The 22,313-nt window shown below is 66.7% G+C and carries 25 protein-coding genes; 18 read left to right on the forward strand and 7 right to left on the reverse strand.

Annotation, left to right across the window (positions count from 1 at the left end):
* The 4 genes from Q8R75_RS07675 to Q8R75_RS07690 form a co-directional block, all read left to right on the forward strand.
* Positions 1–384, forward strand: a 384-nt coding sequence (locus tag Q8R75_RS07675) for a type II toxin-antitoxin system VapC family toxin (protein ID WP_305663632.1), incomplete at its 5' end; no start/stop codon positions are given.
* Between the two features lie 372 nt (positions 385–756).
* On the forward strand, positions 757–1,017 hold the full coding sequence (locus Q8R75_RS07680) for an AbrB/MazE/SpoVT family DNA-binding domain-containing protein (protein WP_305614815.1): 261 nt from the start codon (positions 757–759) through the stop codon (positions 1,015–1,017).
* A 12-nt stretch (positions 1,018–1,029) separates the two neighbouring features.
* Positions 1,030–1,440 carry a type II toxin-antitoxin system VapC family toxin gene (locus Q8R75_RS07685; RefSeq protein ID WP_305614816.1) on the forward strand — a complete coding sequence of 137 codons (411 nt, stop codon included), beginning with the start codon at positions 1,030–1,032 and terminating at the stop codon, positions 1,438–1,440.
* A gap of 66 nt (positions 1,441–1,506) precedes the next feature.
* Positions 1,507–2,646 carry a class I SAM-dependent methyltransferase gene (locus Q8R75_RS07690; RefSeq protein WP_305614817.1) on the forward strand — a complete coding sequence of 380 codons (1,140 nt, stop codon included), beginning with the start codon at positions 1,507–1,509 and terminating at the stop codon, positions 2,644–2,646.
* Positions 2,647–2,879: 233 nt separating this feature from the next.
* On the opposite strand, the gene Q8R75_RS07695 is transcribed toward Q8R75_RS07690, so the two are convergent.
* On the reverse strand, positions 2,880–3,086 hold the full coding sequence (locus Q8R75_RS07695) for a DUF2970 domain-containing protein (protein WP_305614818.1): 207 nt from the start codon (positions 3,084–3,086) through the stop codon (positions 2,880–2,882).
* 71 nt (positions 3,087–3,157) lie between these two features.
* Between Q8R75_RS07695 and Q8R75_RS07700 the strand changes: the two genes are divergently transcribed.
* The 5 genes from Q8R75_RS07700 (at position 3,158) to Q8R75_RS07720 (ending at position 6,912) form a co-directional block, all read left to right on the forward strand.
* Positions 3,158–4,249: a DUF2157 domain-containing protein gene (locus Q8R75_RS07700; protein ID WP_305614819.1), complete on the forward strand. Its 1,092-nt coding sequence runs from the start codon at positions 3,158–3,160 to the stop codon at positions 4,247–4,249.
* Positions 4,246–5,091: a DUF4824 family protein gene (locus tag Q8R75_RS07705; RefSeq protein WP_305614820.1), complete on the forward strand. Its 846-nt coding sequence runs from the start codon at positions 4,246–4,248 to the stop codon at positions 5,089–5,091. Before Q8R75_RS07700 ends, Q8R75_RS07705 begins: the two co-directional genes overlap by 4 nt.
* Positions 5,088–5,318, forward strand: coding sequence for a DUF3565 domain-containing protein (locus Q8R75_RS07710; RefSeq protein WP_305614821.1), 231 nt, complete (start codon positions 5,088–5,090; stop codon positions 5,316–5,318). Before Q8R75_RS07705 ends, Q8R75_RS07710 begins: the two co-directional genes overlap by 4 nt.
* A gap of 39 nt (positions 5,319–5,357) precedes the next feature.
* A complete protein-coding gene (locus Q8R75_RS07715; protein WP_305614822.1) occupies positions 5,358–5,996 on the forward strand; it encodes a cold shock and DUF1294 domain-containing protein in 639 nt (212 codons plus the stop codon).
* Between the two features lie 337 nt (positions 5,997–6,333).
* Positions 6,334–6,912 (forward strand): NAD(P)H-dependent oxidoreductase, encoded by a 579-nt coding sequence (locus tag Q8R75_RS07720; protein WP_305614823.1) that lies wholly within the window; start codon positions 6,334–6,336, stop codon positions 6,910–6,912.
* A 244-nt stretch (positions 6,913–7,156) separates the two neighbouring features.
* Here the strand turns inward: Q8R75_RS07720 and Q8R75_RS07725 are convergent, their stop codons facing one another.
* Positions 7,157–7,747: a methyltransferase domain-containing protein gene (locus Q8R75_RS07725; protein WP_305614824.1), complete on the reverse strand. Its 591-nt coding sequence runs from the start codon at positions 7,745–7,747 to the stop codon at positions 7,157–7,159.
* 16 nt (positions 7,748–7,763) lie between these two features.
* The gene (gene apaG / locus Q8R75_RS07730) at positions 7,764–8,147 is read right to left on the reverse strand and encodes a Co2+/Mg2+ efflux protein ApaG (RefSeq protein WP_305614825.1); all 384 of its coding nucleotides are present in this window, start codon (positions 8,145–8,147) and stop codon (positions 7,764–7,766) included.
* A 131-nt stretch (positions 8,148–8,278) separates the two neighbouring features.
* Here apaG and rpe point away from each other — a divergent pair, with 131 nt between their 5' ends.
* The 6 genes from rpe (at position 8,279) to trpC (ending at position 13,970) form a co-directional block, all read left to right on the forward strand.
* Positions 8,279–9,010 (forward strand): ribulose-phosphate 3-epimerase, encoded by a 732-nt coding sequence (gene rpe, locus Q8R75_RS07735; protein ID WP_305614826.1) that lies wholly within the window; start codon positions 8,279–8,281, stop codon positions 9,008–9,010.
* On the forward strand, positions 9,007–9,687 hold the full coding sequence (locus Q8R75_RS07740; protein WP_305614827.1) for a phosphoglycolate phosphatase: 681 nt from the start codon (positions 9,007–9,009) through the stop codon (positions 9,685–9,687). Before rpe ends, Q8R75_RS07740 begins: the two co-directional genes overlap by 4 nt.
* A 216-nt stretch (positions 9,688–9,903) precedes the next feature.
* Positions 9,904–11,394, forward strand: coding sequence for an anthranilate synthase component I (gene trpE / locus Q8R75_RS07745; protein ID WP_305614828.1), 1,491 nt, complete (start codon positions 9,904–9,906; stop codon positions 11,392–11,394).
* A gap of 1 nt (position 11,395) precedes the next feature.
* Positions 11,396–11,974 (forward strand): aminodeoxychorismate/anthranilate synthase component II, encoded by a 579-nt coding sequence (locus Q8R75_RS07750; protein ID WP_305626433.1) that lies wholly within the window; start codon positions 11,396–11,398, stop codon positions 11,972–11,974.
* Complete coding sequence (gene trpD, locus Q8R75_RS07755; RefSeq protein ID WP_305614830.1) at positions 11,971–13,002, forward strand: anthranilate phosphoribosyltransferase; 1,032 nt, start codon at positions 11,971–11,973, stop codon at positions 13,000–13,002. Before Q8R75_RS07750 ends, trpD begins: the two co-directional genes overlap by 4 nt.
* Positions 13,003–13,127: 125 nt before the next feature.
* Positions 13,128–13,970, forward strand: coding sequence for an indole-3-glycerol phosphate synthase TrpC (trpC, locus tag Q8R75_RS07760; RefSeq protein ID WP_305614838.1), 843 nt, complete (start codon positions 13,128–13,130; stop codon positions 13,968–13,970).
* An 18-nt stretch (positions 13,971–13,988) separates the two neighbouring features.
* On the opposite strand, the gene Q8R75_RS07765 is transcribed toward trpC, so the two are convergent.
* A complete protein-coding gene (locus tag Q8R75_RS07765) occupies positions 13,989–14,600 on the reverse strand; it encodes a Spy/CpxP family protein refolding chaperone (protein ID WP_305614831.1) in 612 nt (203 codons plus the stop codon).
* 326 nt (positions 14,601–14,926) lie between these two features.
* Here Q8R75_RS07765 and Q8R75_RS07770 point away from each other — a divergent pair, with 326 nt between their 5' ends.
* Complete coding sequence (locus Q8R75_RS07770) at positions 14,927–17,074, forward strand: HDOD domain-containing protein (protein WP_305614832.1); 2,148 nt, start codon at positions 14,927–14,929, stop codon at positions 17,072–17,074.
* A 3-nt stretch (positions 17,075–17,077) separates the two neighbouring features.
* On the opposite strand, the gene Q8R75_RS07775 is transcribed toward Q8R75_RS07770, so the two are convergent.
* On the reverse strand, positions 17,078–17,695 hold the full coding sequence (locus tag Q8R75_RS07775) for an HNH endonuclease (RefSeq protein WP_306441334.1): 618 nt from the start codon (positions 17,693–17,695) through the stop codon (positions 17,078–17,080).
* 321 nt (positions 17,696–18,016) lie between these two features.
* Here Q8R75_RS07775 and Q8R75_RS07780 point away from each other — a divergent pair, with 321 nt between their 5' ends.
* Complete coding sequence (locus tag Q8R75_RS07780) at positions 18,017–18,469, forward strand: hypothetical protein (RefSeq protein WP_305614833.1); 453 nt, start codon at positions 18,017–18,019, stop codon at positions 18,467–18,469.
* Between the two features lie 16 nt (positions 18,470–18,485).
* Here Q8R75_RS07780 and Q8R75_RS07785 read toward each other — a convergent pair whose 3' ends face one another.
* A complete protein-coding gene (locus Q8R75_RS07785) occupies positions 18,486–19,184 on the reverse strand; it encodes a hypothetical protein (RefSeq protein ID WP_305614834.1) in 699 nt (232 codons plus the stop codon).
* A gap of 86 nt (positions 19,185–19,270) precedes the next feature.
* Here Q8R75_RS07785 and Q8R75_RS07790 point away from each other — a divergent pair, with 86 nt between their 5' ends.
* Positions 19,271–21,766 (forward strand): MASE1 domain-containing protein, encoded by a 2,496-nt coding sequence (locus Q8R75_RS07790; protein WP_305614835.1) that lies wholly within the window; start codon positions 19,271–19,273, stop codon positions 21,764–21,766.
* On the opposite strand, the gene Q8R75_RS07795 is transcribed toward Q8R75_RS07790, so the two are convergent.
* On the reverse strand, positions 21,738–22,280 hold the full coding sequence (locus Q8R75_RS07795; RefSeq protein WP_305614836.1) for an NUDIX hydrolase: 543 nt from the start codon (positions 22,278–22,280) through the stop codon (positions 21,738–21,740). The genes Q8R75_RS07790 and Q8R75_RS07795 overlap by 29 nt on opposite strands.
* Between the last annotated feature and the right edge of the window lie 33 nt (positions 22,281–22,313).

The following is a 22,313-nucleotide window of genomic DNA, read 5'->3' on the forward strand; positions in this document are numbered from 1 at the left end:
CTGCTGCGCCCGGTGCCGGATGAGCGGGTGGTGGCCTGGGTTCGGGCGCAGCGGCAGTCGTCCCTATTTACAACGGTGATCACCCGGGGCGAGATGCTCTTCGGTGTTTGCCTGTTGCCGGAAGGCCGACGTCGGCAGGAGTTGCTGCGTGAGGTGATCGCCGTGTTTTCTGATGATATGGCTGAGCGCGTGTTGGACTTTGGTAGTGAAGCTGCCGACGCATACGCCGAAATCGCGGCGACCAGGCGTTCTCAAGGCCGACCTGTTAGCCAGTCAGACGCGATGATTGCGGGTATCGCGCGCTCTCGCGGAGCAGATCTCGCCACGCGCAATGTCAGGGATTTCGAGAGCTGCGGCGTCACGTTGATCAATCCTTGGCAGTGATCAGCCGGTCGCAAGTCGAGCAGCTTCTGGTTGAAGTCAAGGCCTTGCGCCTTGCTGGATTCGAGCACGCGGACACGCACGAAGGTCGCGCTGCGACTCATCCGATGGTGTCCAGACAAGGGCGCATTGCGTTGCTCAACTTCGCTTGTCGTCAGCCGGGATGGTCGATGACCAGCTTGCGTATCGCGGCGAGGCCGCCGCTCCCACAGGGCCGCTCCCACGGTCGTTGGCTGGTGCCTTGCGTTGGGCGCGCGCGCCTTCGATCTGAACGTGGCAACGGTGCCTCGACCCCGATCCCGCGGGCCGCGCGCGTTGTGCCGCGAGTGATCGATGTATATCCTGTATACACATCACTGAGTACAGAGGCCCACCATGCGAACCCGTATCTTCAAAAGTGGCAACTCGCTCGCCGTGCGCATTCCGAAGGAACTGGCCATCGCCGGGGTGTCGGAAGAGGTCGAGATCGAGCGGGTGGGCAACACCCTGGTGCTGAGGCCCGCACAAAGACCGTCGCTGGCCGATCTGCCTGAGATATTCGCGTCCTTTCCGAAGAGCTTCATGGCCGAAGGGCGCGAGTTTCATGAGCAGCGCGAGCGCGAATGGGACCTTGCCGAGCCTTCTGCAAAGGACTGAGCTTTGGTCTGGATGCTCGATACGAATATCTGCATCTACCTGATGGCGCGACAACCGCCGCAGGTGGTGGCCCGATTCCAGCAGGCGAGAGCGGGCGACATTGCGATTTCGGTGGTCACCTACGCGGAGTTGTGGCACGGCGTCGAGCGCTGTCAGGGCGCTGACCGTGAACAGGCCGCGGCGGGGTTGCGACGCTTCACGCAGCGCGTGCCTGTGCTCGCTTTCGACGAGGCAGCCGCAGAGCGTTACGGCGCACTCGCTGCCGCGGTGCGCGACCGCCGCCGCGATGCGCTCGACCGGATGATTGCCGCCCATGCGGTGAGCGTCGATGCTGTCCTGGTCACGAACAATGAAGCGGATTTCGCCGATTACCCCGGGCTGGTGGTGGAGAACTGGACGCGCGCCCCTGCTGCGCCCGCTTGAGCGCCGGCGGCTGCCTGGCGCTTTCGCATATATATATGCAATGAAGATTCATCCGGTGACCGAAACTTGACTGATTCACGACTTGTATTTACCGAAGGCGACGCAGAGAAGAGCCTGCGCTGGCAATCCGAAGCCGGCCTGCCGCCGCCGAAGCGCGTGGTGGTGGCCGACGACACCTTGAGCGCCGACAGCGCCTTCCGCCTCGCGAGCGAGGGTACGGCGCTGTTGTGGCGCAGCGACTTCCAGAACGCGCGGCAACTGCTGCAGGCGCTGGTGCGGCGGGTGGACCGCAAGCCGCGCAAGCCGGCGGCCACGATGCGTGACGCGTTCAACCAGCACCGGCTGGCACAGTCGCAGCGCGCCCGCACGCTGGGCATGCTGCTGATTCCGTTCGACGCCGGCCACGTCATCCCGCTGCGCCGCGCACCCGATGTGGTCGAGGCCTGCACACAGGCGCACGGCGAGGCGCGCGACGGCTATGTGTGTTCGCTGCGCGAGTTGTTGGGCGTGATCAGCGCCTACGAGTGGCGGCGCAACGGCGTCGAGGTGCCGGCGCTCGAAGCGCGCATCCATCCGCACTACGGCGTGTTTTCGCCGGTGCGCGGCGAATATGTCGATCTGGTGGCGAAGGCGCCGCTGCCGGCGGTGCTGAAGAAGGCGTCGCGTGCCTTCGACATCGGCACCGGTACCGGCGTGCTGGCAGCGCTACTCGCGAAGCGCGGCGTGGCGAAGGTGGTTGCGACCGATCAGGACGAACGCGCGCTGGCCTGCGCACGCGACAACGTCACCCGCCTCGGGCTGGGCGCGCAGATCGACGTGCGGGCGGCCGACCTTTTCCCGGATGGCCGCGCACCGCTCATCGTGTGCAATCCGCCCTGGCTGCCGGCGCGCCCGGCTTCGCCGCTTGAACACGCGGTGTACGACCCGGACAGCCGCATGCTGCGCGGCTTTCTGTCGGGGCTGGCGGAACATCTCGGGCCGGACGGCGAGGGCTGGCTCATCCTGTCGGACTTTGCCGAACACCTGGGCCTGCGCACCGCCGACGAGCTGCAGGGCTGGATCGATGACGCGGGTCTGGAGGTGCTCGGCCATCTCGACGCCCGCCCGCGCCACCCCAAGGCGAGTGACGAGTCCGACCCGCTGCACGAGGCGCGCTCGCAGGAAGTGACCCGCCTGTGGCGGCTCGGCGCGAAAGAGGGGGGCTGACGCCACCTCAGCCGCCAGGGTTTTCGTAGGAGCCATCCACGGCCGGCCCTGCATGGCCGGCCGGCTTTGCGGGCGGCGAGCGGTGCTCGCCGAAACCCCCGCGCCGCCCCTGCAGGCGATCCGTACTCCGAATACGCGGCTGGGCACGATCAACGTGTGCATCGCGGGCAGGGCCTGCTCCTACGATAAACATCGCCGGGGGTCGAGCGATCGCGAGTTTGAACTCGTAACGGTCAGCTCGTTGCCCACAGCACGAGGCTGATCAGCAGGACATTGACCAGGATGGCGGCGAACAGGCCGCCGAGCAGGAAGTGCTGCGGGCCGAGTCCTTCGGTGGTGCGGTTGATCATGCGCGTGCGACCGATGCCGGTGAAGGTCAGCAGGATGATCTTGAGCGCGCGCAGGCTGCCGCGCAGCAGCGGGATGTGAGTGTCTGACACGGCGGCATTGTGCCGCAGCGGTGGCTCTGCCGGGCGTGGCATGATGCGGTGATGACGCCCCGGACCCCGGCATGGAACCCGTGAATCCTCCCGATGCGCGCTCGCGCACCGATGCCCAGCAGCGCGCCGACGATATCCGGGCGTTCCGTCGCGAACTGGCCCGGCTCGACGACGAAGCCGTGCTGCCGCTCGATGCGGCGCAGCGTTCGGCGCTGCAACGCCACCACGACGCGCTGCTCGGGCAGATGGCGCGCCGGCACGATGTCGACACCAGCGCGCAGGCGCAGCAGATTTCGCTTGGCCTGCGCATCGCCTCCTTTCTCGGCGCGCTGGCACTGGGCGCCAGCGTGTATTTCCTGTTCCGCCAGTACTGGCCGCTGTTCTCCGAAGCGATGCAGGTGACGGTGCTGATGACGGCTTCGCTGGCCAGCCTCGGCGTGACCGTATGGCTGCAGGCGCGCGACGCATCGGGCTATTTCGCCAAGCTCGCGGCGCTGGTGGCCTTTGTCTGCTTCGTGCTCAACCTCAGCCTGCTGGGCTCGAGCTTCAACATCACGCCGTCCGACAAGGCACTGCTCCCCTGGGCGGCGTTTGCACTGCTGCTGGCCTACACCTGCGAGCTGCGGCTGATGCTGGTGGCGGGCCTGATCTGCCTGGCCGGCTTCATCGCCGCTCGCGTCGGCGCGTGGAGCGGGCTGTACTGGCTGTCGGTCGGCGAACGGCCGGAGCATTTCTTTCCGGCCGCGCTGGCGATGCTGTGCCTGCCGCAGTTCGTCAGCCAGCGTGCGTGGTCGGGCTTTGCGGCCACCTGGCGGCTGACCGGCACGCTCATGCTGTTCCTGCCGATGCTGGTGCTGGCCAACTGGGGCCGCGCGAGCTACCTGCCACTTGACGGTGGTGCGGTCGAGGGGTTTTACCAGGTCGCAGGCTTCGTCGCCGGCGCCGCACTGGCCTGGCTGGGCGTGCGTCGTGGCTGGCCGGAAGTGACGCACACCGCCGTCGTGTTCTTCGTCATCTTCCTGTACACCAAGCTGTTCGACTGGTGGTGGGCGGTGATGCCCAGATTCCTGTTCTTCCTCGTGCTCGGGCTGGTCGCGCTGCTCGTCATCTTCGTGCTGAAGCGGCTGCGCGCGGCGATGCTGCGCTCGGAGTCGGCGCAATGACACGATCACAGCGAGTGTTGCTCGTCGCCGGCACCGCGCTGATCGTTGCGGTGAATGTGCTGGTGCTGGCCGGCGTGGCGTGGAATCGCTCGGGTGAGCCGGGCAGCGGGCTCACGCTGACGCACCGCGAAGCGCAGCTGCCGTACGACTTCGGCTACTACAGAGAGCGAGGCGGCGAGCGCAGCAGCGTGGCGGTGACGCTGGCCTGGCGCGTACCGGCCACCCGGCACGAGGCGGATGCGGGTTACGCCTTCAATTACAGTCGGGGCGCCGGCTGGCTCGATGCCGCGCGGTTGCGCGCACTGGGTTTCGACCTGTCCGGTGACGAACGCACGCATCGTGCGTCGCGCGAAGTTTTGCTCGTGCTTGAACTCGCTGGCGACGCCTGGCAGGCCACGATCGAACAGGCGCGGCGTGAGCACGACGCGCTGGTGGCACGCGGCACCACGAACAAGGCGGAAGAGAACGCAGTGCTGTCGGCGCAGCAGGCGCTGCGGTATGAAATCGACAAAGCGTCGCGGCTGTTCGCCATCGATGCCGGGCTCGACGCCGCGGCGCTGCGCGCGCGTTACCCCGACCGCGCGCGCTATGCCATCGTCGCCGCCACCGTGAGGCCGTTGGCCACGCGCGAGAAAGAGCAGCTGATCTTCAGTGGCCAGATCGAGGAGGTGTCGGTCAGTTCGATCACCGTGCCGCATGCCCTGCGCATCGCCATGGCGGAGGTCGACCGCAACGAGGTCGATACCGGCCGTGCCACCTTCGAACTTGACGTGGCCTGGGGCCGGCGTTACGAACCGTGGGTCGCTGCGGTGCGCGTCGCCGCCGGCGGGGCACGCCCGTGAAGCAGCCGATCACCGGCTTCCAGCTCGATGAAGAAGGTCACTGGGTGGCGCGGCTGGCCTGCGGCCACCGCCAGCACGTGCGCCATCAACCGCCATTTACCCATCGCCCGTGGGTGACCACCGAAGCCGGACGCGCCCGCAAGATCGGGGTCGAACTCGACTGCCCGCGCTGCGATGCCTTCGAATGGCCGGACCACATCGTCGCGCAGGCCGGGCGCCCCGACTGAAGCGGTGCTATCTTCCGCCTCCGTATTCAGGGAGATGACATGCGCAACGCGGGCCGCATCAGGACGTGGAAGGATGACAAGGGCTTCGGCTTCATCGTGCCGGACGACGGCGGCGACGAGCTGTTCGCCGACATCAGCGAAGTGAATGCCGAAGGGCGCCGGCCCTCTGCGGGCGACCGCGTCAGCTTTGCCGTCGGTACCGACCGCACAGGGCGGCGCTGTGCCAAGGAGGTGCTGCTCGACGGCGTGCCGCTGAAGACCGCGCGCCCCCGCGCTCGGGCCAGCGGTGACGATCATCCGGCGCAGTGGGGCGGCGCCACGCTGTTCGTCATTCCGGCCTTTCTCGTGGTCATGCTGGTCGCGGCCTGGCTGTGGCAGGTGCCGGCGGGCTGGTTCCTGCTCTATCTCGGCTTGAGCGTCGTCACCTTCGGGCTGTATGCGGTGGACAAGGCGCAGGCGGCGAACGACGGCATGCGCGTGCCCGAAGCGCGGCTGCATCTGCTGGCGCTGGTCGGCGGCTGGCCCGGCGGCTTGCTGGCGCAACAGTTCCTGCGCCACAAGTCGGTGAAGACCTCGTTCCGGCGAGGTTTCTGGGTCACGGTGGCGCTGAACGTGCTCATCTTCCTGTTCGTCACCAGCCCGCTCGGCCGGCCACTGGTCGCGCACTGGCTGGGGTGAGGACCGCGGGCAGCGAGCCGCGGGGCGGCCTTCGCCAGCCGCTGCGGGAGCGGCCGCCGCGCCGCGATACGCACGCTGCACAACGACATCGCGGCGCTGATCGCGGCGGGGACGCCGCTCCCACAGGGGCCGCTCCCGCAGCCCCAGCGTTGATCCCGGTTGCGCCCGCGAACGCGCCCTTGAAATGCGCCGGCGGATGATCCCGCTCAAGGTGCGTGCCCCGGACTTTGACCAGGATGGGCGCACCGGAATTTCAGGTAGGTTGGGGTGAGCGCAGCGATGCCCAACACCCCGCCTTTGACCAGGATCGCAGTATTGCCAATACGGGAGTCCGGACATGGGCCGCATCGTCGTCATCCAGGGGCACCCCGAAACGAGACCGGGGCTGCTGCGCGCACTCGCCGACAGTTACATTGAAGGTGCCCGCGAGGCCGGACACGAAGTCGAAACGATCGACGTGACCCGGCTGCAGTTTCCGCTGCTGCGCGACAAGGCAGCCTGGTCTGTCGCGGCCGATGGCGATGTCGCGCGGGCGCAGGCGGCAGTGGCTGCGGCGCAGCACGTGGCGGTGTTCTTCCCGCTGTGGCTGGGTACGCTGCCGGCGCTGCTCAAGGCCTTTTTCGAGCAGCTCTTCCGACCGGGTTTCGCGATTGGCGAAGGCACCGGGCTGAGTCCGTTCAAGCCGCTGCTGAAGGGCCGTTCGGCCAGGCTTGTCGTGACCATGGGCATGCCGGCATTGATGTTCCGCTGGATCTATCTTGCGCATGGCGTGAAAAGCTTCGAACGCAACGCACTGAATTTCGTCGGCATCCGGCCGGTGCGTACGACGCTCGTCGGCAGCGTAGACAGCATGAACGACGCCGCACGCGCCCGCTGGCATGCGCAGATGCGCGGCCTGGGTCGCGCCGCTCGTTGAAGGGGGCCGCGCTGTAGGAGCAGCGGCTTATGGGAGCAGCGACGCGCTGTGGGAGCGGCGGCCTCGCCGCGATCTGCGCGTTGATCATCGATCATCGCTGCACTGATCGCGGCGAGGCCGCCACTCCCACAAGGGCACTCCCACAGCCGCTGCTGCACCGAGACGCTCTTCGAGCCCTTCACTGCCCGACACAGAAAGCGTGCGTAGAGGCTTCGCCGGAAGTCCCGGCTGGCGGGGGGCTGCGCTAGACGCGCAGCAGGCGCACTCGCCTGAACCAGCCGCCGAAGGCGGCGGGTTCGTTGCTGACCACACTGAAGGGCAGATCTTTCAGCGCGTCTTCGAGTACCAGGTCGAGCCGGGTTGCGATGCGGCCCGCAAGGGGCGACAGCAGGCGGCGCAGCGGCGCCGGGCGCCCGGCGGGCAGGAATTTGTCGAGCAGCAGTGCCGCTCCGCCCGGTTTCAGCACGCGGGCCGCTTCGCGCAGGCAGGCAGCGCCATCGGGCACGACGGCGACGATGAGGTGCAGCACGACGCAGTCGAAACTTTCGTCGGGGAAGGGCAGACGCATCGCGTCGCCGCGCACCGCCATGTAATCGAGCCCCTCGGCGCGCGGCAGGCTGCGCGCCAGCATGGCGCTGTTGAAGTCGAGGCCGGTGTAGCGGTGGTCGGGCGGCAGGCAGGGCAGGTCGAGTCCGGTGCCGATGCCGCACAGCAGGATGTCGGACGGCGAACGCGGCAGGGCGTCGAGACTGGCGCGCCGCGCACCGCGCGTGGCGAGATCAACGACCGCGTCGTACAGCGGGGCGAGTCGGGTGTAGGACGCGTCGAGAGACACCGCGCTGCCCCGGACCTCAGTGCAGCACGCGCGGCATGGCGAGCGTGAATTCGGGAATGACGGCTTCGAACTGCGTGCCGTCTTCGGCCACCATCTGGTAGGTGCCACCCATGGTGCCGACCGGTGTGGTCAGCGCACAGCCGCTGGTGTATTCGAATTTCTCGTCCGGCTTGAGCAGCGGCTGCTGTCCGACTACGCCCAGGCCACGCACTTCCTGTTCGGAATCGGCAGCATCGCGGATGACCCAGTGACGGCTGATCAGCTGTGCCGGCACGGTGCCGGTGTTGGCGATCGTCACCGTATAGGCAAAGACGAAACGCGACTCGTCGGGGTCGGACTGCTCTTCGATATAGCGTGTCTGCACGGACACCGTGATTTCATGTTTTTTCGCTTCGGCCATGTCAGCTTTTTAACCGAAGTCCACCGGTGCGGCAAGCAGCAGCCGTGACGCGCAGGGCAAACAGCGAGGCGATAAGCAGGGCAGGGCACCGGAGCCGATACAATTGCACTCCCGCCACCCGGAGCACGCCCGTGAGCCATTCGTCCGCACGTCCTTCATCCGCCGCCGATTTCCTGATTGCGCCCAGCCTGCTGTCGGCCGATTTCGCCATGCTCGGGCAGGAGGTGCGCAACGTCATCGATTCCGGTGCCGACTGGATACATTTCGACGTAATGGACAACCACTACGTGCCCAACCTGACCATCGGCCCGCTGGTGTGCCAGGCGCTGCGCCCGCATACCGACGCGGTGATCGACGTGCATCTGATGGTGAAGCCGGTCGATCGCATCATTCCGGACTTCGCGAAAGCCGGTGCCAACGTGATCACCTTCCATCCGGAGGCGTCGGAGCACATCGACCGCTCGCTGTCGCTGATCCGCGATCACGGCTGTCGGGCCGGTCTGGTGTTCAACCCGGCCACGCCGCTGCATCATCTCGATCATGTGATGGACCGGCTCGACCTCGTGCTGCTGATGTCGGTCAATCCGGGCTTCGGTGGTCAAAGTTTCATTCCGGAAACGCTGAACAAGCTGCGCGCCGCGCGCGCCAGGCTGGACGAGTACGAAGCGCGCACCGGCCGGCGCATCCGGCTGGAAATCGACGGTGGCGTGAAGGTGGACAACATTGCCGACATCGCGCGCGCCGGCGCCGACACCTTCGTCGCCGGCTCGGCCGTGTTCGGCGCCGGTCTCGACACCGACCCGAACCGCTACGACAGCGTGATCGGCGCACTGCGCGCCCAGCTCGCGACCGTTGCCGTATGAAGAACACGCGCGCGGTCGCCGCGATCAGCTTCGACCTGGACGGCACGCTGCTCGACACCGTGCCTGATCTTGCCGCCGCCGCACGCGACATGGCGCTCGAACTGGGTCTGCCGCCCCGGCGCGAAGACGAGGTGCGGGTATTCGTCGGCCGCGGCATTCCGAATCTGGTCGAACGCTGCCTGGGCGAGCGCGCACAGGACGCCGCGCTGCTCGCGCAGGCGATAGAGACGTTCAAGCGCGGCTACCGGGCGCGCAACGGCGCACATTCGACCGCCTACCCGGGCGCACACGACACGCTGGCCGCATTGAAGGCAGCCGGTTTCCCGCTCGCCTGCGTCACGAACAAGGCGGCCGACTTCACCGAGCCGCTGCTCGAACTGATGAAGCTGCGCGCGTACTTCGACTGCGTGGTCAGCGGCGACACGTTGCCGCAGAAGAAGCCCGACCCGGCGCCGCTATTGCATGCGGCCGCGCAACTGGGCTGCGCACCTGCCGCGCTGTTACATATAGGCGACTCGTACAACGACATCGACTGCGCCCGCGCCGCCGGTGTGCCGGTGTTCGGCGTGCCCTGGGGCTACAGCGAAGGGCGCGTGCTGGACGCAAAAGATTGCGATGGGCTACTATCGTCGCTCCCTGACCTGCTCGACCGCGTCACGCTTTCGACCGGCCACTGAGTCGGGCACATCACAACGAACCGACACCCAATCGACACCCAATCGACACCGAATCGACACCCAATGGACAGCCCGACATCCAAGGAGATACCCGCCCGCAGCTGCGCGCCCGCGCCCCTGCACGGGTACCTGTGGCGAGCCGCCTGAGTCCGCTTCCGGTCCGGCGCGTGCGGTGACACCGCGGCGCCCGTTCAAATTCCGCTCTCCGGTCTGTCCATGAATCACGATCAATTCGAGGCGCTCGTACGCGCCGGCTACAACCGCATTCCGGTCGCGCGCCAGGCGCTGGCCGATCTCGACACGCCACTGTCCGCCTATCTCAAGCTGGCCGATGCGCCGTATTCCTATCTGCTCGAATCGGTGCAGGGCGGCGAGCGCTGGGGTCGTTATTCGATCCTCGGCCTGCCGGCGCAGACGCGCATCGTCGTTCGTCGCAACGACATCCGCGTGCTGCGCGACGAGGTCGAGATCGAGCACTGCGAATCGGCCGATCCGCTCGCCTTCGTGCAGAACTTCATCGGCCGCTACCGGGTGCCCGACCTGCCGGACCTGCCGCGCTTTTCGGGCGGGCTGGTCGGCTATTTCGGCTACGACGTGGTGCGCTATGTCGAACACCGGCTCGACGCCGGCTGGAACAAGCCCGATCCGCTCGGCGTGCCGGACATCCATCTGCTGCTGTCCGACGAACTGGCGGTATTCGACAACCTGTCCGGCCGGCTCACCTTCATTGTCTATGCCGACCCGGCGCAGCCGGACGCGCTGATCAATGCCCATCTGCGGCTAGAAGCGCTGTCGGCGCGGCTGAAATCGCCGCTGCGCGAACCGGACACGCCGCGCGGCGTGTCGGTGGCTGCGGTGTCCGGCTTCGGCCACGACGCCTACTGCGCGGCGGTCGACACCGCCAAGCGCTACATCTTCGACGGCGACATCATGCAGGTCGTGCCGTCGCAGCGCATGAGCAAGCCGCTGGCCACGACGCCGATGGCGGTCTATCGCGCGCTGCGCGCGCTGAACCCGTCGCCCTATATGTATTTCTTCAATCTGGGCGACACCCACATCGTCGGCGCCAGCCCGGAAATACTGGCCCGCCTCGAGGGAGACAAGGTGACCGTGCGGCCGATCGCCGGCACGCGCAAGCGTGGCGCCACGCCGGACGAAGACCGTGCGCTGGCCGAAGACCTGCTGTCGGACGAGAAGGAACGCGCCGAACACATCATGCTGGTCGATCTGGGCCGCAACGACCTCGGCCGGGTCGCCGCCATCGGCTCGGTCGAAGTGACCGACCGCATGGTGGTGGAGAAGTATTCGCACGTGATGCACATCGTCAGCAATGTCGAAGGCGTGCTCAAGCCCGGCCTGACGGCGATGGACGTGCTGCGCGCCACCTTCCCGGCCGGCACCGTCAGCGGCGCGCCCAAGGTGCGGGCGATGGAAATCATCGACGAGCTGGAGCCGGTCAAGCGCGGCATCTATTCCGGCGCAGTCGGCTACCTCGGCTTCAACGGTGGCATGGACGTGGCGATCGCGCTGCGCACCGCCGTGATCAAGGACGGCCAGCTGCACGCCCAGGCCGGCGGCGGCGTGGTGATGGATTCGACGCCGGAAGGCGAATGGCAGGAAACGCTGAACAAGGCGCGCGCCGTGCTGCGCGCCGCCGAACTGGCGGAAGCGGGGCTGGTACCGGGCCCGGACGGGCGGGGGAACTGACATGCTGCTGATGATCGACAATTACGATTCCTTCACCTACAACCTCGTGCAGTACTTCGGCGAACTGGGGGAGGACGTGCGGGTGTTCCGCAACGACGAAATCACGCTCGACCAGATCGATGCGCTGAAGCCGGACCACATCGTGGTGTCGCCCGGGCCGTGTTCGCCGAAGGAAGCCGGCGTGTCGGTGCCGCTGATCAATGCCTTTGCCGGCAAGTATCCGATACTGGGTGTGTGCCTCGGCCACCAGAGCATCGGCGCGGCGTTCGGCGGCGACGTGGTGCACGCCAAGGTGGTGATGCACGGCAAGACCGCAGCCATTCACCACCTGGACAAAGGCATGTTCCGCGGCCTGCCCAACCCATTCACGGCCATCCGCTACCACTCGCTGGCGGTGTCGCGCGACACGCTGCCGGATTGCCTGGAAGTCACCGCCTGGACCGATGACGGCGAAATCATGGGCATGCGGCACAAGACACTGGCGGTCGAGGGCGTGCAATTCCACCCGGAATCCATCCTGACCGAGCACGGTCACCAGATGCTGAAAAACTTCCTCGACGAATGGAGGGCCGGCGCATGACCTTCACACCGAAGCAGGCGCTCGAGCGCGTCATCGAGCACCGCGAAATCTTCCGCGACGAAATGACGGCGCTGATGCGTCAGATCATGACCGGCGAAGTGTCGCCAACGCTGATCGCCGCCATCCTGATCGGTCTGCGGGTGAAGAAGGAAACCGTGGGCGAGATTGCCGCCGCGGCGCTGGTGATGCGCGAGCTGTCGATGAAGGTGCCGGTGGACAACAGCCAGACCCTGGTCGACACCTGTGGCACCGGTGGCGACGGCGCGCACACCTTCAATATTTCCACCGCGGCGATGTTTGTCGCAGCCGCGGCCGGCGCGCGCGTGGCCAAGCATGGCGGGCGGGCCAGTTCGTCGCAGAGCGGGTCCGCCGATGTGCTGGAGGCGCTCGGCGTGACACTGAACCTCACGCCGGCGCAGGTGGCAACCTGTGTCGAACAGGCCGGTGTCGGATTCATGTTTGCACCGAACCACCACAGCGCGATGAAGCATGCTGCGCCGGTGCGCCGCGAACTGGGCGTGCGTACGATGTTCAACATTCTCGGACCGCTGACCAATCCGGCCGGCGCGGCCAATCAGGTGATGGGCGTGTTCCACGCAGATCTGGTCGGCATCCTGGCGCGCGTGCTGAAGGAACTGGGTTCGCGCAACGTGATGGTGGTGCATGGCCGCGACGGGCTGGACGAACTGACGATCAGCGGCGACACCTTTGTCGGCGAGTTGCGCGACGGCGCGGTACGCGAATACACGGTGCATCCGTCAGATGTCGGTCTGCCGGTGCATGCCCTCGACACGCTGCGAGTGGCCGATGTGCAGGCGTCGCGCGACATGCTGCTGGCCGCGCTGGATGGCAGCTTTGCACCGGCGCGCGATGTCGTGCTGCTCAATGCCGGCGCCAGCCTTTACGTGGCCGGCGTGGCCGACAGCCTGCGCGATGGCGTGGACCGTGCCCGGACGGCGGTCGACTCCGGTGCCGCGCGGGCACGTCTCGATACGCTGGTCGAGCTGACGCGCTCGTTTGCCACGTGATTTTCTTGTAGGAGCCTGCCCCGCAGGCGATCGGGTGTCGCATGACGGAATCGCCACGATCGACAGCTCGATCGCCTGCGGGGCAGGCTCCTACAGGTCCGAAACGCTTGAATGGGTCAGAAGAAATGTCCGACATCCTGCAGAAAATCCTCGCCACCAAGCGGGAAGAAATTGCCGCCGGCCGTGCCGTGCAGACGCTGGAGGCGCTGTGTGCCCGGGCCGAGGCCCAGCCGCCGGTGCGCAACTTCGTCGCTGCGCTGAGCGATCGCGTGGCGCGCCGGCAGCCCGCGGTGATTGCCGAGGTGAAAAAGGCCAGTCCGTCGAAGGGCGTGCTGCGCGCCGACTTCCGTCCGGCCGAGATCGCTCGCTCCTACGAGGCGGGCGGTGCCGCCTGCCTGTCGGTGCTGACCGACCGGCAGTATTTTCAGGGGGCGCCCGAATATCTGGTCGAGGCGCGTGCCGCCTGTCATCTGCCGGTGCTGCGCAAGGATTTCATCATCGATCCGTGGCAGGTGGTCGAAGCGCGCGCGATGGGCGCCGACTGCATCCTGCTGATCGTGGCCGCTTTCCTTCCGCCATCAGGTGAGGCGGATGCGGCGCAGCAGGCGAAGGCGGTGGCCGACATGCGCGCACTCGAAACCCTGGCGGGTGATCTGGGCATGGCGGTGCTGGTGGAAAGTCACGACGCGGGCGAACTGGATCTGGCGCTGCAGCTCGATACGCCGCTGATGGGCATCAACAACCGCAGCCTGCGCACTTTCGAGGTGTCACTCGATTTCACGCTGTCGCAGCTCGACCGCATTCCGGCCGGGCGCGTCGTCATCACCGAAAGCGGCATCCTGACGGCAGAAAACGTCGCGACCATGCGGGCCCGCGACGTGCATGCATTTCTGGTCGGCGAAGCCTTCATGCGCGCCGCCGACCCCGGGGCCGAACTGGCCCGCCTGTTCGGAACAGCCGTGGTCTGAACCACGGCAGTCCGGTCATCAGCTGCGCACTGCGCCGTCGGCGGCACGCGGGCCGTCGCCATGGTCATGATGCCTGCCGTGGTGCTTGCCATGATGCGGGTGGCCGCCACCCAGACGGGCCAGTGATTTCGCCGCGTCCTTGCGCTGTTCGGGCGTCAGCACTTCGGCCAGATCGGCCAGCGTGCGCGTCATCAGCTTCGAACGTTCGTCCATCTGCGCGTGGCGTGCGGCACGCAGCTGTTCGATCCGGTCGCGGTCGATGGCCTCGGCCGACAGCAGCGCCAGCATTTCCTTCGGACCGCTGCCGTCGGCAGGGCGCATCGCCTTCATCTTTTCTGCAGAGGCCTCGACGATGATGCGGGCACGTGCCTTCTGCTCGTCGGTTGCGCCGACCTTGCTGAATACGCGTTCGACGCGTTCTGCCATGCGCTTCTCCATTTGACCGTGGCCATGATGCGCTGCGGTCTTCATGGCGTGCGGTGCGCGCTGTTCGCCTGCGTCGGCGGAAGCCTGCGGAGCGGCAGCAACCATCGCGGCAAGTGCGCCGGCTGCGGTGAGGGTGGCCAGCCAGCGACCGCGGGATGTTGCAGCCTGCAGGGGGCGGGCAGTGACTGCGTTCGGGTGTTTCATGATCTGACTCCTCTGATTTGCCGGAATGCTCCGGCAGCGAAGCCAGTGTCGGCGGCTGCTGTAAACCCGCTGCGCGACCGCAGTAACGATTTGTAAGATTCGCGGGGTTTCGGCGTTTTCAAGGCCGGGATTCGGGTTGCGGCCGAAACGGGTGACATCGACCTGCAATGAACGGTCAGGACGTGACGATTCCCAGTGTTGGCGCGGGTTTTGCGCCAAAGTGCTGCGGTATTATCCAGTGAAATTCCGTCCGTCAGAACGGCCGATAAACAATCAAAAAGGTCAGCGCCGGGGGCCACCCCGACGTATTCCGTTTCCTGCACAGCATGTCAGCCAACGCTGCAAGCGCGATCGAATGTGCCGTGCTGTCTGGCGCGCCATCCGTTCCGGTCATTGCCGGAACGGCGCTCGGCCTGCGCTCGCCGCAGGGCGAGGCGCAGCCGCTGTCTGCGTTGCTGCGCGCCGATCCGGTGCTCGTGCTGCGCGTGCTGCGCGCGTCGGAAGCGCTCGAACATCCGAATGGCCTGAGCGCGGCGCGCCGCATCGATGCGGTGATCGACGCGGGCGGGCAGGCGCTGATCCGCGCGGCCATGCTTGACACCCACCAGTGGTCGTCCCGCCTCGCCGGTGTGCCGGACGGATTCCGCCGTTACTGGTCACATTCGCTGCTGACCGCCGAAACTGCGCGCGAGCTGTCGCTGCGCTGCGGCAACAGCGACCCCGACGAGGCCTACATTGCCGGTTTGCTGCTCGATGTGGCGCTCCCGCTGCTGTCGGTCAATCCACCTTATCTGGACCTGCTGGCCCAAGGTCACAACGAGTCGGCGCTGGCGAGCCTCGAAACAGCCGAACTGGGCGTGTCGCACGCCGAACTGGCCGCCGATCTGCTGCCGGCCGGCTGGGCCGGCGAACTGGCTGACGCGTTGCGCTTTCATCACGCCGACGCGGCGTTGTTCCAGGATGCACCCGAGTTGCTTCGCATCGCGCGCGCGGCCGAAGAACTGGCGGGCGGTGGCAGCGGCGACGCGATGCAGCACGCCGCGCTGGCGCATGCGCTGACCGGGCTGCCGATGGACCAGCTCAACGACGCCTGGCAGACTGCCTGCCGACGCACGCAGTCCCGGCTGGACGCGCTGCAACTGCTCGACCCGATGGCGCCGATGATCGCCGGTGAGCCCTATCGCCCGTTCTTCGAGGTTTCGCTTGACCCTGCCTTCAACCCGGCGAACGGCAATGATGCGCAGCAGTCGCTGCTGCTCGATCTCGCCCGCAGTGGACTGCTCGCGCAGGTGCTCGAACCCACCGCGGACAATGACGTGCTGCGCGCCTACCGGCTGGCTGGCGCCCTGCTGCTCGATCTGCCGATGCCGCAGATGCTGCTGCCGGCGCACGGCGAAAGCCGTTTCGCGGTGCTCGACGAAGCCGGCGAACCGGGCGGCATCCAGCTCGATCTGGCGCATTCGGGGCTGGGTGACATCGGGCAGCAATTGCTGCGCGGTCTTCCCTGGTACTGCGAAGATGCCCGGCAGGCTTCGCGTCTGCCGATCAGCATCCAGAGACTGCTGCGCCCGGCGCGCGGTGAAGCCTGCCTGATGCTGCCGCTGCTCGGCGACGGCCGGGTGGAGGCTCTGGCACTGCATCGCATGCCGGTTTCGGCGCTGTCCGGCCTGCGCAAACGCGCCGCCGGACTCGATGCGCTGACCAGCGCCACGGCGCGTGCGCTGCGCATGCAGCGCGTGCAGGCACGCAACCTGGGCGAACTTCGCAGCAGCATGGTCGAGCAGTACGCCGCGCATTCGCGTCAGTTGCGCGCCGACCTGAACACGCCGCTCGGCTTGCTCAAGCACCAGGTGAAGTCGATGCGCCTGAAGATGGGCGCCGATTCGATGCTCGAATCGGAGCTGTCGGTGTTCAACGATCAGGTGATCCGCATCGACTCTGTGCTGCACCAGTTCGAAAGCCGCCCGCCGGACATCACCGCCGCCGCGCAATGGACCGACATCAATCAGCTGATCGAACAGATCATGGCCGAGACCGACGAGCGGACGTTCCGCGCGCGTTCGATCACGACCGAACTTCACCTTGATTCGGCGCTGCCGCCGCTGCACCTTCCGCTGTCGGCGATGCGCGACATCGTGGCCGCGCTGCTCACGGTCAGTGCCGAGCAGATCGGCAGCGGCGGCGGGCGCATCGCCGTCAGCAGTGCGGATGGGGTGAACTGGAACGGGGTGCTGCACGCGGAAATCCGCATCCGCGACTTCGGCCGCGGCATGGACGCTGCCCGGGTGGCGGCGCTGTTCGCTTCGACGGCCGGCGAAGGTCAGGCTCGCCCGACGCTGGCGCATGCGCTGGCGCAGATCCGGGCGCTCGGTGGCTCGCTCTCGTGCAAGAGCGCAATCGGTCAGGGCACGGTATTCCAGCTGCTGCTGCCGCGCCAGACGCGCCGACGTGTGCCGGCGGCCTTGCCCGCCTGACGGTCAGGCCGCCTTCCAGCGGCTGTTGGCATTCACGTGCTGGGACAGGAAATCCATCTGATCGACCAGGATGTTGCGGTTGCTCAGGATCAGGTACTCGGCCTTGTTCGGCACATAGGGCGCGTACAGCAACTGCATGTGCGCCTGTTCGGGCGTACGGCCGCTCTTGCGCTGGTTGCACGGACGGCAGCAGGTGACCACATTCATCCACAGGTCCCGGCCGCCCTGCGACACCGGCAGGATGTGGTCGCGCGTGAGTTTCTGGGCGGAAAAATCGCCGCCGCAGTAGGCACAGATCGAGCGGTCGCGGTGGAACAGCTCGCGATTGTTCAGCGGCGGCACGGCCATCTGCAGCTTGTGCGCGTGGCTGCGACCCTTGATGGCGATGATGCTGTTGGTGCGGATGAAGGATTGTTCGCCGGTCATCCGGTTGATGCCGCCGCGGATTTCGAATTCGTGGCTGCCGGCGACCCAGGCCACCAGATCCTTCGAGTGATAGAACACGGCGTGCTGCCAGCTCACCCAGCGATGCGGCACGCCGTTGGCATCCAGCGTGAGTATCCACGGATGTGCCGGCCGGCGGCGTTCCCGCGCTAAGCTCAGCGGTGGGTGCTCTTCCATCGACGGGAACACGGCCTTGGCAACCTCCATAGTGTCCAGCTTGACAGGCAGGAAACGCGGAAACGCAGACTTGCGCGCGGGCGATCGTCTGCCGATCGAGTGTAACGGCCTTCCGCCCGCAGCGCGCACGTACTCTAGCAAAGGAAGATGAATTTGCAACCGCGTCGCCAGCGTATTCAATTTTCGAAGTTGCTGGCCGCAACGGGGTTGTCGCTGGCAGTGCACGCACTGTTGATGTGGCCGCTTCCACCGCCACGCCCGGCGCCCGATACACCGGCCCGGCAGCTCGGCGCGTTGCGGCTCGTGCCGGCGGCGCCGGCAGTGGCATCGGTCACCGTTGCGGACGACCTGCCGGCCGCTGCGAACACCCGCCTGTCGATCGACCGTCCGCCTGTGGTCACCGCCGTCGCCCGGACCGCCCCGCCCGGGCCAGACGGCAGCGCGCTGTCACCGGTCGTCGCGGAATCCTCGCTGCGTGCATTCCGCTACGCGATCGCGCGTTCCGTTTCCCGCGACGGCGCATTGCTGCAGGCAACGGGTGTGCGGATGGTCATAGCATTGCAGCTGCATGCGCGCCGTGTCGTCGCGGTCTCGCTCGTGCGCAGCAGCGGACACGACGCGGTGGATGCGCGGGTGCTGGCCGCGTTCAGGGCAGCGGCGAGCAGCGCGGTCATGTCGGTCGATCTGCCGCCGCACGGCTTCGCGGTGGAATTGGAACTTGAGGGCGAACCGGCCGACGCCGTGCAGGATGAACAGATCATAGCGCCCGGCTGAAGCGCTGAACGGCTGGTCAGCAGCGCACCTGCTGGCGGCAGAATTCCGCCATCGGAATGACCCGCGTGCGTTCGCCGACCGGCTGCATGGCGCGATCGCCACCGTGTTCGAGTGCAAGCCGGAAGCCGAAACTGCTGAAGAAGCGATCGAACACATCGGCGCCCAGGGTGGCGACCGCAGCCAGTTCGTCGCGCTCGGCCGAGTACTCCAATACAATCGCGGCCAGCGGTTGCGGGGCAGGGCCTTCGAGAACCTGCGCACCAGCGGCCGGATCGAACTGGCTGTGCTCGGAGCAGCAGTGGATGACCCGGGCGCGCGCATTGTGCGGCGTCGCCTCGGCGCGATAGGCGATGAAACTGATGTCGCGTGTGGGATGGGTGAGCTTGTGCGAGCATATGGCCGAGTAGGCGACGACAGATTGGCGCCGGCCGACGCCGCCCGGCCAGTCATAACGGCGGCCATCCGCAGTGCGGATGTCTTTCCGGCCCGTCACCTTTTTACCGAGATCGAGCAGGAAGCACGGCGTGGCCGGGTAGGGCCACTGGAAAACATAATTGATGCCCGGCTCGAGCGAGCCGGCTCGCAGTGGTTGTCCGTCACCGTCGGTCAGTACGCTGCGCGGATAGCTCCGCACGATGCGGGCGTGCGCCGGCAGGTTCAGCCCCAGCATGCCGCACGCAGCGCTGCAGGTCGCGATGAAGTGGCGTCTTTCCATTTTCATGCTCCACAGGGACGGTTTGTGCTGCGGTCGTTGAAACCTAGAAACAGTTGTTGCGATAGTCAAGCGGGTGCGTGCCTGACATGAACCGGCCGGTTGATGAAATGCACGAACAGGATCCGCAGGCCCGCGCACCGGCGGCGGCCGTGCCGCCCGGTATGCTGCAGCCGAGGGTTGGCCCGTTTTCGCTGAATGCCCTCATCGCGCTTGGTTACTGCGTGCTCGTGGTGGCCAACCTGCAACTGCGCGACGCGTCGGGCATCACGCCGATGTGGGCGCCGATCGGCCTCGCGTTGTTCGTGCTGCTGCACTTCGGCAACCGTGCGCTGCCGGGCGTGCTGATCGGTGTCATCGCCGGCGCCGCGCTGGCGCAGCTGCCCATGCAGATAGCCCTGCTGTACGCGGCCGGACAGATCATCGCGCCGTGGGTGGGGGCGCGCATGCTGCGGCATCTGATCAGCGAGCCGGCGCATCTGCTGGAGCGTACCGACGGCGCCTTCAAGCTGCTGGCGGTGGCGTATGCGGTGGCCATCATCAGTGCCATAGCCACCACGCTCGGCATGGCGCTGGCGCATGACCTGCCTGCGGTCAGCTGGCTCGATACCGGTGCGTCAGTCTGGCTCGGCGATGCACTGGGCGTTGTGGTGTCGATGCTGCCGTTGCTGGCCTGGACGACCGATCGCTCGCCAGTGCAGTCGCCGCGTCGGCTGATCGAACAGGCGCTGGTCATCCTGACGCTGCTCGGCATGCTGGCGGCGACCTTCTTCGGCGTCGCCCTGCTGGCCGAACCCATCCTGCAGCTTTACGCCTCGTTGCCGCTGGTCATCTGGATCGCGTTGCGCTTTCCGCCCCGCGTCGGCTGGACGGTTTTCCTGATCGCATCGCTGATCGCATTGGCCGGCACCGCACACGGCACCTCGTTGCTGAACGAACACGCAATGGGCGTGCAGATTTTCGTGCTGCACGGCCTGATCACGCTGACCGCCGCGACCGCGTTGTTCATCGGTGCCGCGATGTTCGAGAAGCAGGCGGCACGGCGGGCGCTGCGCGAACGCGAATCGCACTTCCGTGCGCTGACGCTGCTGTCGGCAGACTGGCACTGGGAACTCGATGCCGACCTGCGCTACCACCGCCTGCCGGATCAACTGACCGGCGTGCATTTCGGTGACACTTCGCTGGACGGCTGCGCACCGTGGGAGATCGCCGGTGAAGAGGCGCTTACGCTGCCGTGGGGCCTGCTGCGCCAGACGCTGGAGCGTCATGACGCGTTCCGCGACTTCCTGTCGCGTCGCCGCGACGGTTCGCGCTGGCGTTATCTGGCCTCGTCCGGCGAGCCGGTGTTCGACGCGCAAGGCGCGTTTTCGGGCTATCGCGGCGTCAGTCGGGACATCACGGCCGAAATGCAGGCACGCGAAGCTTTGCGCGAGGAAGAATTCAGACTGCGCGCGCTGGTCGATGCGCTGCCGGAACTGATCGTGCTGCAGGACAAGCACCTGCGCTGGCGGCTCGCCAATCGCTCGCTGCTCGATACGCGCTGGCTGAAAAAGATGGCCTGGCTGGGCGCCACCAGCGAGGAACTTGCGGCGCACCTGCCGTCGATGGCCGGCGTGCTGAAGCAGGACCACAAGCTTGCCGAAGCTGTAGCGCTGTCCTGCAAGCCGCACCGGGAAGAGCAGCGCCTCGTCATGCCGGACGGCGAGGAGCGGGTGTTCGAAGTCAGCGTCATTCCGCTGACCGACGATGATGGCCAGTTCAATGGAATCGTATCGGTGCGGCGCGACATGACCGCACAACGCGACGCCGAGCGCATCCAGACCGAACATGTCCAGGGTGTGCAGTCACTCAACGACGAACTGGAACGGCGTGTCGGCGCGCGCACGGCGGCGCTTGAATCGGCCATCCGCGAACTGGAGGCGTTCAGCTATTCGGTGTCGCACGACCTGCGGGCACCCCTGCGCGCGCTGGATGGCTTCTCGCGCCTGCTGGTGGAGGATTACGGCGACCTGCTTGACGAACAGGGGCGCGAGTATCTGTCGCGCATCCGTCGCAACAGCCAGCGCATGGGCGAACTGATCGACGATCTGCTGGAGCTGTCGCGCGTGTCGCGTGCCGAGGTACACCGCTCACTGACCAACCTGTCCGATATCGCGCGCGACGTGGTGCGCGAACTGACTGCCGAAGCACCCGACCGCTACATCCACTGGGTCATTCCGGAAGGTTTGTGGGCCGACACCGATTCCGGACTGGCGCGCGTCGTGTTCGAAAACCTGCTGCGCAACGCATGGAAATTCACGCGTCTGCAGGCGCAGCCGCGCATCGAGATCGGGCAGTCCGAGCTGCACGGGCAGGCGGCCTATTTCGTGCGCGACAACGGTGTCGGGTTCGACATGGCCTATGTCGGTCGACTGTTCGCGCCATTCCAGCGCCTGCACAACAATCGCGAATTCGACGGCAGCGGCATCGGTCTGGCGATCGTGCAGCGGGTGATCCGGCTGCACGGAGGTCACGTGTCTGCCGAGGGCGTGGTCGGCCAGGGTGCAACCTTCAGCTTCAGCTTCGGCCCGGTACGTCCAGACTGAAGTGGTGCACGCCGAAGCCGCCCTTGCGCCGTTCGTCGAAAAAGGTGCGCAAGGTCAGTGACACGCTGCGGAACGCCAGTTCGTCCCATGGAATGTCGGTTTCGTCGAACAGCCGGACGTCGAGCGATTCGCTGCCGGGCGCAAAGTCGGTATCGATCAGCTCGGCCCGGAACAGGATGTGCATCTGGTCGATCTGCGGCACGCTGACCATGGTGTACGGGGCGATCAATGCGACCCGCGCACATGCTTCTTCCAATGTTTCGCGCAATGCACCGTCGGCCGCGCTTTCACCGTTCTCGAGAAATCCGGCGGGCAGTGTCCAGTAACCCAGGCGCGGTTCGATGGCGCGCCGGCACAACAGCACCTGCCCCTCCCAGACGGGCAGGGTGCCCACCACCATGCGCGGGTTCTGGTAGTGGATGGTGCCGCACGCCGGGCAGACGTGGCGCAGCCGGTTGTCGCCCTCCGGCACGCGCTGTTCAACCTTGCTGCCGCAGTCAGCGCAGAAATTCATGGATACACCGGCTGTTCGGAATGAGGAGTCCGG

The sequence above is a fragment of the Methyloversatilis sp. genome (assembly GCF_030696805.1).
In the GTDB taxonomy this organism is placed as follows: domain Bacteria; phylum Pseudomonadota; class Gammaproteobacteria; order Burkholderiales; family Rhodocyclaceae; genus Methyloversatilis.